The 11423-nt window shown below is 53.8% G+C and carries 8 protein-coding genes and 1 tRNA gene; 4 read left to right on the top strand and 5 right to left on the bottom strand.

Annotation, left to right across the window (positions count from 1 at the left end; translation table 11 throughout):
• Nucleotides 1-278 precede the first annotated feature (278 nt).
• Both JE47_RS0106880 and JE47_RS0106875 read left to right on the top strand, forming a co-directional pair.
• Nucleotides 279-1292 carry an ATP-NAD kinase family protein gene (locus tag JE47_RS0106880; protein WP_031459049.1) on the top strand — a complete coding sequence of 338 codons (1014 nt, stop codon included), beginning with the start codon at nt 279-281 and terminating at the stop codon, nt 1290-1292.
• A 436-nt stretch (nt 1293-1728) separates the two neighbouring features.
• Entirely contained in the window at nt 1729-2865 is a 1137-nt protein-coding gene (locus tag JE47_RS0106875; RefSeq protein WP_031459048.1) for a M20 family metallopeptidase, read from the top strand.
• Between the two features lie 212 nt (nt 2866-3077).
• On the opposite strand, the gene fahA is transcribed toward JE47_RS0106875, so the two are convergent.
• The 3 genes from fahA to JE47_RS0106860 all read right to left on the bottom strand — a co-directional run bounded on the left by fahA (nt 3078) and on the right by JE47_RS0106860 (nt 5859).
• Nucleotides 3078-4337 (bottom strand): fumarylacetoacetase, encoded by a 1260-nt coding sequence (gene fahA, locus JE47_RS0106870; RefSeq protein WP_031459047.1) that lies wholly within the window; start codon nt 4335-4337, stop codon nt 3078-3080.
• A 207-nt stretch (nt 4338-4544) separates the two neighbouring features.
• On the bottom strand, nt 4545-5711 hold the full coding sequence (locus JE47_RS0106865) for a homogentisate 1,2-dioxygenase (RefSeq protein WP_031459046.1): 1167 nt from the start codon (nt 5709-5711) through the stop codon (nt 4545-4547).
• A 72-nt stretch (nt 5712-5783) separates the two neighbouring features.
• Nucleotides 5784-5859: transfer RNA gene (locus JE47_RS0106860), tRNA-Arg, on the bottom strand.
• A 396-nt stretch (nt 5860-6255) separates the two neighbouring features.
• Here JE47_RS0106860 and rpmG point away from each other — a divergent pair.
• Together rpmG and JE47_RS0106850 are read left to right on the top strand one after the other, a co-directional pair.
• Entirely contained in the window at nt 6256-6420 is a 165-nt protein-coding gene (gene rpmG / locus JE47_RS0106855; RefSeq protein WP_015941946.1) for a 50S ribosomal protein L33, read from the top strand.
• A gap of 128 nt (nt 6421-6548) precedes the next feature.
• A complete protein-coding gene (locus tag JE47_RS0106850) occupies nt 6549-7937 on the top strand; it encodes a DUF4129 domain-containing protein (protein WP_051871086.1) in 1389 nt (462 codons plus the stop codon).
• A 542-nt stretch (nt 7938-8479) separates the two neighbouring features.
• Here JE47_RS0106850 and glmS read toward each other — a convergent pair.
• Together glmS and JE47_RS0106840 are read right to left on the bottom strand one after the other, a co-directional pair.
• On the bottom strand, nt 8480-10342 hold the full coding sequence (gene glmS / locus JE47_RS0106845) for a glutamine--fructose-6-phosphate transaminase (isomerizing) (protein WP_031459044.1): 1863 nt from the start codon (nt 10340-10342) through the stop codon (nt 8480-8482).
• 474 nt (nt 10343-10816) lie between these two features.
• Nucleotides 10817-11377, bottom strand: coding sequence for a disulfide bond formation protein B (locus JE47_RS0106840; RefSeq protein WP_031459043.1), 561 nt, complete (start codon nt 11375-11377; stop codon nt 10817-10819).
• Nucleotides 11378-11423 lie beyond the last annotated feature (46 nt).

The raw sequence follows: 11423 nt of genomic DNA, 5'->3' as shown, positions 1-11423 counted from the left end.
AGCTTGTACCTGAATATTCCCTTCTCGAAGGGCATTTTGCTTCATCTCCTTCCACCAGGGAAGAGGAAGGAGACATGGGCAAGATCGGGTCTACCCGCCACGATCTGCGAAGCCATGCCCTGATGAGTGTAGTCAGACAATAGCTCATCAGGGAGTTATCTGCTCGCGTGTATGCGTGGGTTGGGGGACGATGCTGCCAGGTAATAGGGGTACCTTTCAGACACGCTCTTAATAATTGTGTAATGGAGCGCGGGGCGCCTAGCCCCGCGATGTATTCTATGGTTACTGTTGGTATCATCGCGAATCCGGCCTCTGGTAAAGACATTCGTCGGTTGGTGGCGCATGGTTCTGTGTTTGATAATGAAGAAAAGGTAAGTATTGTCAGGCGGGTGCTCTTAGGTCTCGAAGCTGTAGGAGTGCAGCGGGTTTGGATAATGCCTGATCGTTTTGGGATTGGTCTGAAAGCGCTTGATAATCTGCCGTTGACAATTGAAGCGACGTTACTTGATATGCCGGCCTGGTTTACCCCTGACGATACGCTACGCGCTGCGCGCTATATGGCTGAACATCGTGTAGGGTGCATTGTCACACTTGGCGGGGATGGGACCAATCGCTTGGTGGCTAAGGCTTGTGGTGATGTACCATTGATGCCTATTTCAACCGGAACAAATAATGTGTTTCCGTTGATGATTGAAGCGACTACTGCCGGTCTTGCCGCCGGCATCGTAGCGTGTGGACGCGCTAATGATGCAATCATTCGAGCGCCACGCATCGATGTCTACCGCTTGTCTGAACAACGGACAGGTGAGCAAATTGACGGAACTCCACCCGATGATATAGCCCTGGTTGATGCTGCTGTCTATGATGAACGGTTCGTTGCAGCGCGAGCTATTTGGGACAGTTCGCGGATCACTGATCTGGTTCTGACTCGCGCTGAGCCGGGTAATATTGGTTTGTCATCAATCGGTGCGCATTTTCTGGCCGGTGACTATCCGCCGGGTCATGGTCTTTACCTGCGCCTTGCTGCCGACGGTACACCGGTACGGGCGCCAGTTGCGCCGGGTTTAATGCAGACAGTTTATGTCTCTGCATATCAGATATTACCTCCTGATGCAGGAGTGACAGTATGTCGTGAGCGGCCCACAGTATTGGCTTTTGATGGTGAACGTGAATTGGAGCTACATGCCGAAGAATCGGTATTGTTACGCTTTAATCCCCATGGTCCTCGCATCGTTGATCCACGGCGAGCCATTGCGCTTGCGGCCAGTGCTGGATTCTTTAAGCACGTTTAACTTGCTTTACTGTATTTCAACTCGGCTTTATCTACTGAGAAAACAAAACCGAAAAGACAGACCGTACTTGTTTCACTTCGTCCGTCTCTACAACACCGTTCGCTGCGACTACGATCATGGGGCCTGACCCACGCCACGCACACAATTACCTAGGTGCGCGCTGTAAACCCATCGGATGGCGCATCAGTGCACCATCCGAGCGATTGCCTGAGAATGCTGGCCTCTGGCCCGAGTTGCGCAGTGCGCTCCGGAAACCCATCGATTGGTGCATCAGCACACCATCACCCTCCAGCAGCTCCCACTTGCGGGTGTGAACTCGTCCCTTCTCCTCTTCCCTCTTACCTCCATCCCGCTGGCGGGAATGGTGGAAACGTTGAAAATCCTACTTATTACGCTATACTACCTACACAACCATTGCTTAGCTAACGAGGCTGTTATGCTTGATTGTGCAACGATTGCTATTCACGAAGCTCATCTGCTCGACCTGATTGCCCGTCTCGTTCACGCTGAATCACCAAGTACCGACAAACCGCTTCTCGATGCACTGGCCGATGATTTGGTAACGCTGTTTGCCCGTGTCGGTACTGTGGAACGGATTGCCAATCCAAGCGGTGGTGATCATGTACGAGTGATGGTAACGAATGCCGTTGAACCAACGCTGCCCCCAACGCTCGTCTTGTGTCATTACGATACAGTCTGGCCAGCGGGAACTGTTGCCCAACGTCCGTTTACGATCACGGCTGATCGGGCATTTGGGCCGGGTGCTTACGATATGAAGGCCAGCATTGCGATGATCTACGCCGCGCTCGGTGGGTTTGGGCCACCTGCGCCAGTGTTGCGTCGGCCACTAGTGTTACTCCTTACCTCCGATGAGGAGATCGGTAGTCCAACCTCGCGCACGCTGATCGAAACAACCGCAAAGCAAGCAGCTCATGTCCTGGTGCTCGAACCACCAACCGAGCCAGACGGCGCTCTGAAGACGGCACGGAAAGGCGGCGGAGCATTTCGCGTGACAATCACCGGTCGGGCAGCCCATGCCGGGGTTGAACCAGAGAAAGGGATCAGTGCATTGACCGAACTGGCACATCAGATATTGGCCGTAAATGCCCTGGCTCATCCTGCTGTTGGTACAACTGTGAATGTTGGTGTTGCCGAGGGTGGTACGCGACCGAATGTGGTACCGGCTGAAGCGTGGATGGATGTTGATGTACGAGTTTGGACCCAGGCCGAAGCTGAACGGATCGAGACCGGTATGTTAGCGCTCAAACCGGTTACGCCGGGCGTGCAAATCGCAGTCACCGGCAATGTTCGTCGTCCACCTATGGAGCGGACGGCGGCTAGTATGGCACTTTTTACGCAGGCGCAAAAACTTGGTACTGCACTCGGTTTAACCATCCGCGAGGGAAGTACCGGCGGTGGCAGTGATGGCAATTTTACCGCTGCACTCGGCATTCCAACCCTCGACGGATTGGGGTGTCCAGGAGCCGGTGCCCATGCCGAACACGAGCAGATCAGTCGCCAGGGCCTGATTGAACGTACCGCTTTGCTGTGTGCGCTGCTCGAGACTTTGTAACTGCGGTAGGCGAGAGTTCCCGACCGGGACGGTTGTAGGGCAATTCCCTGCGCGGAGGGCGGGTTCCTGACCCCCCTCCTGTTTTGATAGAGGCAATCATCTACAGGTATATGCGCCCAACACTATTGCCGGGAGGTGGATTGATACTACCGTGTCCGACAATCGCTCAAGATCGTGGCAGGAAGGCATTCGGCGCATGCTTCTCTCTCAACCTAATGCACCACCGGATATTCAGCAGGCACAATTGTGCCCGTAACTGCACCAAACCCAATCCGGTACCCTTCACCCTGTGCCCAACCGCGCATCGTCACCGTATCACCATCTTCCAACCAGCGGCGCAAAGAACCATCGGCCAGCCTGATCGGCTCACTTCCCCGCCAGGTCAGTTCCAGTAAACAACCACGTGACTCCCTGGTCGGCCCGCTAATAGTCCCAGAGGCAAGCAAGTCTCCGGGCCGTAGGCTACAACCATTAACGGTGTGGTGAGCAATTTGTTGCGCAAAGCTCCAGTAGAGATAACGACTATCGGTCTGGCAAATCCGAGTGCCATTGAGCCAGACTTCAAGGGTAATTGCAAAATGACCGGGTTGCACCGATTGCAAATATGGCAATGGTGGCGGTTCTTGTGGCTCGCCAGCACAGCGAAATGGGTTCAAGGCGGCCAGCGGCACAATCCAGGGGCTTATCGAAGTGGCAAAGTTTTTTGCCAGGAATGGGCCAAGCGGCTGGTATTCCCAACCCTGAATATCTCGTGCGCTCCAATCATTCACCAATACAAATCCGAAAATATGTTCTTCAGCTTGAGTGATCGGAATTGGTTGGCCTAACGCATTCCCTGGCCCGATAAACATCCCCAGTTCCAGCTCGAAATCGAGCGCACGGGTCGGGCTGAAGATTGGCGCCGGACTGTCAGACGGTTTGATCTGGCCATAGGGACGACGAATGGCCGTACCGCTCACCACTACTGTACTCGCCCGTCCATGATAGGCAACCGGGAGATGTCGCCAATTTGGGAAGAGTGGCGGACTATCGGGGCGCAGCATTTTGCCGACGTTGCTGGCGTGATGCAGAGACGAATAAAAATCGGTGTAATCGCCAATCCGAGCTGGCAGCAACAGCTCGATGTCCGATTGCGGGATAAGTGCGGCATCGCGCAAAGCTGGCGCATCGCGTAGGATCGGTTCATCAGCAGCGAGCAACCGTTGCAATACAGTCCGTACTGCCTGCCATGCCGTTGGACCAGCAGCCATAAAAGCGTTGAGCGAGTCTTGGTTGAAGAGGCTACATTTACTGACTGGTGTCGCTGCTAGCAAGCCAGCCTCGTCGATCACTGCCAGATCGAGAACATAATCACCAATTGCGACTCCTACTCGTGGCGAACCACCACTACGGGGTCGAAACACACCGTAGGGCAGATTTTCGAGCGGAAAATCGCTGTTAGGTGCAACGGGTACAAAGCTGGTGAGTGGCATCATGCTGATGTAAGCGGATCGCTAGACCAAGCACGGCTAGCGATCATTTCTTCCAAGGGCTGTTCTCTTCCATTGGATGAGCAACGGTACGTTTACTGGTACGAATATGTTCAATTCGCTTTCCTGTCTGCGGCGTTACATCACTCTGGGAGGTGGGTCTCGAAATCCACCTCCCCATGGCGTGCTCATACTGTGGCTATGTATTGACTACCCCTCTGGTCCGCCAACACTCCACGAATCCATATACCCGGCTTTTTCCAATTCCAGCGCGGCTGTAGTGACGTGCAATGGGTGGAACGTATCAATCATTACTGCCAGCTCACGAGTCTCTTTAGCCCCGATACTAGCTTCAGTGCTGCCAGGCTGAGGACCGTGCGGCAAACCGGCAGGATGTAACGTTATGTCGCAACGTTCAATCCCGCGTCGCGACATAAAATTACCGTCACAGTAGTAGATCACTTCATCGGAGTTCACGTTCGAGTGATTGTACGGTGCTGGGATAGCCTCAGGGTGATAATCGAACAGCCGTGGCACGAACGAGCACACCACGAAATTGTGTCCTTCAAAGGTCTGATGAACCGGCGGCGGTTGATGAATCCGACCGGTAATTGGCTCGAAATCATGGATCGAGAAGGCCCAAGGATAGAGATAGCCATCCCAGCCAACCACATCGAAGGGGTGATGGTCAAGAATATGACGGGTAAGCTGATTACGTACCTTCACCCGCACCTCGAATTCACCGGTATCGGTAAAGGTCAGCAACTCTGTCGGACCGCGAATATCACGTTCGCAATACGGTGCATGCTCAAGCAACTGACCAAACTGATTACGGTAGCGTTTAGGTGGGGCAATCTGACTGGCCGACTCGATCACAAGGAAACGGGCCGGACTGTTAAGCTGCATCTGCCAGGTAGTACCGAAAGGGATCACCAGATAATCACCCTCGCGAAACGGAAGGCGTCCGAATTGCGAGCGTAATTCCCCACTACCTTCGTGGGTAAACCAGACCTCATACGCCTGGGCATTGCGGTAGAAGTAGGTCATACTCTCGGTAGGGCGACTAATCCCGATCGTCACATCATTGTTACCAAGGAGCGTGATCCGGGCGTTCACCGGGTCACCGCCAGCCGGGACATTCGCGGTTGCAAATGCACGGTGGCGGATCGGACCAAACTCAGCGTATGCTGGCTGCATCGAGCCTATCAATTCGGCACGGATGACTCTGGGTGGTAAAAAGTGATGATAGAGGATTGACTGAATACCGTGGAAACCTTCCAACCCCATCACTTCTTCGCGATAGAGTTTACCATCGGGCTTACGGAACTGCGTATGACGTTTGTGAGGAATCTGCCCCAGGCGCTGATAAAACGGCATCGCACACCTCCTTGTGCTGCGAGTGTCGTCCTGACAATAAACGTTCGCCCGACGGCAGATCGTCGGGCGAGGTGGCGACCCGGGAGGGACTCGAACCCCCAACCAACGGTTCCGAAGACCGTTGCTCTATCCATTGAGCTACCGGGCCATCGGCTTCAATAGTTTAGCATAGCTGGCGCAGTTATGCAACATCAGTGCGGAAAGCGAAAAGAGGAATGAGGAAGCAGAAATGCGGAACAAGCCAGGATGATGGATAACGAAGACCATCGTTCAGACGCCGATACGGCCTTCCCGCACTGTAGACGTATACCTCTCTTCCAGCCACAACGCAGCGTTCAGACATCGATCACGCCCTTCACCACACTGTAGGGATAGGTTCACGACCGTCGGTGCGAGTCCTCCCCTTTCTCGCCTTTGGTGGGAAAGGAAGGAGCCAAGGGGAAGATGAGGGCTACAGTTGCCCATCGCTCAGCGATATGGTATACTTGCGAGTAGTGCGCCGTGAGGCGCAATTTCGTGTGTAGCTCTAGGAAGAGGAAGTGCCATGGCCAGCAAGAAGGGAAACCGCATCGTCATTAAGCTGAAGAGCACCGAGAGCGGTCATACTTATACAACTGAGAAGAACCGGCGTAACGACCCGAACCGTCTTGAGTTGCGCAAGTACGACCCGATCGTTCGCCGTCACGTGCTCTATCGTGAGACGAAGTAAATCCGTTTCGTTTACCGGGGGCGTCGTCGGCGCTCCCGGTATTTTCTTTTCGGACACGATGTCCGCTGCATCACTGCTTGCCCTCTGCTACTTGTCATGTCTTGGCCTACCGCTGAACAGTTGCGCCTATGACACGCCTGTTACGACTCGGTTTTTTAACCGCTTTTGAAGCGACCCTTGTTGGACTACCATTACTGGCTCTGACCACGATTGTGTTGTCATGGCCGGGTTTGTGGAGCGCGGTTATCTTGGGGCGACTTGCCGATGAAATTGGTCATCGTCTACCTCGGTCCCTTCATCGCCTGTTGCTCGTTGCCGCACCTTTCGTTGCTGCCTGCTGGCTGAGTTGGTTGACGTTCGGACTTGATCCGCACCATACGTTAGCTGCGTTGCCACCAGGCCAGCCCCAGAGTGGACTGATTTATCTGACGGTACTAGTCGCCTTTTTTCTTGTCTGGCGTGGTGTGAGGATGGCCGAACACGAGCATGCCACAATCTTAACGCTCGCCGGACGTGGGCTGGTAGCGACGATTGCCGCACTCGTGCTTGGGCCGCTGTTACGGGCAGGCGCGCCGGTTGCGAACGATCTGTTGCTGCTTTACATTGTCGTGTTTGTCGGCAGTGGCCTCAGTTCCCTGGCGCTCAGTTATATGCTTGAAGCTACCCCTGACCAGACCCACACCTTGAATGTCCGTTGGAGTCTGCTCTTGCTGTTGGTCATTGGTGGGGTGCTGATGCTTGGCATAGCACTAGCCGCCTTACTCAGCGGTGAGTTGGCATTCATCGGGATCGTTACACTCTTGCAATGGCTCCTCTTACCGTTCGCGTTGATTGGCGCACTGTTCGTCTATCTGTTTACAGTCATCTTCGACGATATGATCCGAGCGCTCTTTGCGGCATTTGGTCAGGTCTTGGCCCGTATGAATTTACGGCCTGAACCCCCGCCAACTCCAGATACGACAATCATCGATACTAACCCAGTAGAGACAGTGGTCATTATTGCGCAACAGGCCACCTTCGTTCTGGCGTTGATTCCGTTGGTACTGTTGGTGATATTCTTACTCCTCTGGCGACGACGTACCCGACGCGCTGATTCCGATGAAGAGCACCAATCGCTCGATGTCGGGCAGAGTTTGTTAAGCGACCTCCATGATTTGCTTGGTATGCTGCGCCGCCCTTTTCAGCGTCGTTTAAGTGGTCTACATGCGGCATTGGTTGCTCTGCGCAACGCTGATGCGGTAACACGGGTGCGTCGGGCATACGTGCAAGCGCTTATCATGCTCGAAGCACGTGGTTGGCGGCGATCACCAGATCAAACACCGTCTGAGTGGTGTGCAAGTATGGCAGCGGTGTTGCCTGAACCGAAGCCTTTTACCGACCTCACTGTCAGTTATGAACGAGCGCGCTACCGACCAGATGGTGTCGATGAGACCGAGGCCGAGGCTGCTGAGGATGCTTTGCAAGTGTTGCGAGCAGTTTTACCACCCCCAGAATCACGACGTGATGTTAAAGCGTGATCGTGCAAATGTTCGTTATTGAGTGCCTAATTCGGAATACCCTGTCGCAGAAGAAGATTCGGTTGAGGTGCAGCGGCACTGAGCCCGTACATCTATCAGGTTTCATCCGCCATGCCGTGAGACATTGCCTGTGTATAGAGATGTTACCCTTTTTGCGATCCGTATTTTTCTTTCAGACCTGCACAAACGTGGGTTTGGTCTGGGGTAAACATTGCTGTAGCCCGATATTAGGGGTTTTCGGTATTTTCATCTTTTGTTCTTATGAGAGGCAATGCGTCGCAACTAAATGGAGGGACACAACGATACATCTCATCCAGGTGCCTAAAATGCCCCTAACCTACGCAGTCACCTGAATGCGCGGCAGGAACTATCGTGTGTCGCATCAGCAAGCCATCGCGGACGAAGTTCTAGCCCTGTTTCACGCTCCCCCTTCCGCTCCCTGGATGGGAGCGGAAGGGGCTGGAGGAAAGGCGAGGGGTGCCAAGCTTGCACTGATGTCTACGCAGTTACCTACACTCTTGACGTACCTACCGTTCAGTTTCTTACTCGACAGTGACGCTCTTGGCAAGATTACGCGGTTGATCGACATCGCATCCGCGTAACACAGCTACGTGATAGGCAAACATTTGTAACGGTATCACGTTAAGCACCGGTTGCAACAGGGGATGGGTAGTCGGTACACCGATAACGTGGTGGGCCTTTTCGGCCAGCAATTCATCGCCCTGATGACCGATGGCTATCACCTGACCGTGACGCGCACGTACCTGCTCAATGTTGCTGATCATCTTCTCGTAGATGTGATCGTGCGTCGCGATGCAGATAACCGGCATATTCTCATCGATCAACGCAATGGGACCATGCTTCATTTCACCAGCAGGGTATCCTTCCGCGTGAATGTAACTAATCTCTTTCAACTTGAGAGCGCCTTCGAGGGCAATAGGATAGTTGATCTGGCGGCCAAGAAATAGGGCATTACTGACATGATAGTAACGTTCGGCCAGTTCGATGCACAATGGTTTTGTTTGTTCAATCACCTGTGCTGCCTGTCCTGGCAATTCGATCAGCGCCTGGATGTGCTCGCGAATCTGCTGTGGTTTGAGCGTTCCACGAGCCTGGGCCAGCCGGAGAGCAAACAGATAGGCAGCTACCAACATCGATGTGAAGGCCTTGGTCGAGGCCACCCCGATCTCCGGCCCGGCGTGCAAATAGATTGGGCCACCATCGGCCACGCGGGCTGCCTGACTGCCAATCGCATTGACGATAGCGATACTCGGCGCACCCTGCAAGCGAGCCTCCTCCATTGCCGCCAATGTATCAACTGTTTCGCCACTTTGCGTTATTGCCAGTACCAGGGCATCGTGCTCACCATTGCTCTGCAAGACAGGGTTACGATAACGGAACTCGCTCGCGTAATCTACTTCAACTCGCACCCGTGCCAGATGCTCAATCATAAACTTGGCTACTAGTGCCGCATGCCAGGCCGTACCACAAGCGGTAGCGTAGATGCGGCGAATCCGGCGTAAATCGTGGTCGTTGAGACGGAGGTCTTCCAGATAAATGCGCCCATGCTCCTGATCAATCCGGCCACGTAAAACATCCATCAGCGCCCGTGGTTGCTCGTCGATCTCCTTCTGCATAAAATGGCGGTAATCACCCTTGGCTGCTGCGACCGGGTCCCAGGCGATTCTGTGGATTGGTCGTTCCACCGGAGTCCCATCGAGGCGCATAATGGTCACGCTATCGCGGCGAACGACTGCAATATCCCGATCCTCCAGGAAGATCAGATCGCGGGTATAATCGAGAATGGCCGGAATATCTGAAGCGATAAATCGTTCGTCATTCCCGATACCAATGGCGATTCCGCCTGCATTGCCCAGGCGCGCAGCGACGAGTTGGTCTGGTTCGTGGATGCAAAAAGCTACTATCGCGTTCCCACCACGAAGTTCTTGCAGGGTACGGTGCATTGCGCGACCAAGATCGCGCAATTCGTTATAGTAATGACCGAGGAGTTTTGCTATCACCTCAGTATCAGTCTGCGACTCAAACTGATAGCCCAGTTCGAGCAGCCGCCCCTTCAGCGCGAGATAATTCTCCACAATCCCATTTTGAATGACTACAATCGCGCCACTGGCATCGCGATGCGGATGAGCGTTGATTTCGGTCACGCCACCGTGAGTGGCCCAGCGGGTGTGACCGATTCCGATGTGACCATGCGTTGGTTCGTTCAGCAGTCGTTGTTGAAGATTGCTCAATTTGCCGACGCTGCGGCGTAATTGTAAACCGATGACTGGATCGTAAATCGCTACTCCTGCCGAGTCATACCCTCGATATTCCAACCGTTGTAAGCCGTGCAAGACTACCTCAGTCGCTTCTCGTGCTCCGACGTAACCCACAATACCACACATAACGTACTCCTTAGCAATAACTGGCAACACCAACCCATAGCGGCAATCGGCTGAGTTGGAACGCAGCAACACAGATCGCCGCTCTGGATGGATTGCGGCAGAGAATATCAGTTGCAAGAGTGGGGGAAATTGTTGGTGGGTCGTTGCCGACAACGTTGCCCTAGTCGTCACCGACAGGTGTTGAGTTGTCTGCTTGACCGGCGACGCCCAGCGCCGGGGAGGCTTCCGCTGATCTCTCGATGTTCCGGGTTTTTGACACCCGTTAGCTCCGGCTCGCGCCGGGAACCTCCGTCCTCGTCAACTTCACTCTTCGTGAAGTCCATGCGCTTCAATCTGTTGTCACGTGTCGCTGGTACCGCTCTTTCCTCCTGGTTGCGCCCCCGCACAACCCTGTCCTGATTCTCATTGGTAGCCGGAGTATACCATACTTCAGGCAATCGTCTGATGAAAGTTTGCTTATGTGCCGATTAACAATTAAATCATCAGACCTAAGCCGATAAAGGATAGCGCCGTTGCAACGACGATAACGGTAGCGGTAATACGGGCCAGTCGACCACACGCTGGAGCATTTTCGGCTAGGGCCAGGTTTGCCATCATCACACTGATAATTACGAAGGCGATCAGGGCCAGAAATGGTATTTTGATAAAACTCAAAGCGCCAGGGATGTTGATGTAGTCGAAGGCACATGGAACAGCGCCAGCACAAGGAGCCGGTGGGATGATCAGCATGACCATCAGGTAATGATACAGTGAAACGGCAATGCCCATCAACGATAATGGTAGTACGTACAGATATACTTTGCGATCATCACGCCAGATACCGACAAAAAGCAGCACGGTCAACGGGTACATGAGAATGCGTTGATACCAGCAGAGTTCACAGGGAATCCACCCCAACACTTCACTGAAAAACAGACTACCACCAGTCGCCAGCATCGCTGCCAGCAACGCAACATGACGGCAACTCAGCGTAAGCCAATCTAGTAAGCCGGTTGGGGTTATGGCCGTCAATTCTATCGATTGTGCACGATCCATTACAGTGCTCCATTGGTGTATTGCGATTACTATTCGACAGTATTGT

Origin of the sequence: Chloroflexus sp. MS-G (assembly GCF_000735195.1) — a bacterium.
In the GTDB taxonomy this organism is placed as follows: Bacteria; Chloroflexota; Chloroflexia; order Chloroflexales; family Chloroflexaceae; genus Chloroflexus.
The sequence above is the reverse complement of the archived record's forward strand: the minus strand, read 5'-3'. Positions and strand labels throughout refer to the sequence as shown.

Bases quoted from the DNA above. Each gene is read 5' to 3' on its own strand.
- rpmG (WP_015941946.1), top strand. From the start codon at position 6,256: ATGGCCAGCAAGAAGGGAAACCGCATCGTCATTAAGCTGAAGAGCACC.
- glmS (WP_031459044.1), bottom strand. From the start codon at position 10,342: ATGTGTGGTATTGTGGGTTACGTCGGAGCACGAGAAGCGACTGAGGTA.
- JE47_RS0106865 (WP_031459046.1), bottom strand. From the start codon at position 5,711: ATGCCGTTTTATCAGCGCCTGGGGCAGATTCCTCACAAACGTCATACG.
- JE47_RS0106850 (WP_051871086.1), top strand. From the start codon at position 6,549: ATGACACGCCTGTTACGACTCGGTTTTTTAACCGCTTTTGAAGCGACC.
- JE47_RS0106880 (WP_031459049.1), top strand. From the start codon at position 279: ATGGTTACTGTTGGTATCATCGCGAATCCGGCCTCTGGTAAAGACATT.
- JE47_RS0106840 (WP_031459043.1), bottom strand. From the start codon at position 11,377: ATGGATCGTGCACAATCGATAGAATTGACGGCCATAACCCCAACCGGC.
- fahA (WP_031459047.1), bottom strand. From the start codon at position 4,337: ATGCCACTCACCAGCTTTGTACCCGTTGCACCTAACAGCGATTTTCCG.
- JE47_RS0106875 (WP_031459048.1), top strand. From the start codon at position 1,729: ATGCTTGATTGTGCAACGATTGCTATTCACGAAGCTCATCTGCTCGAC.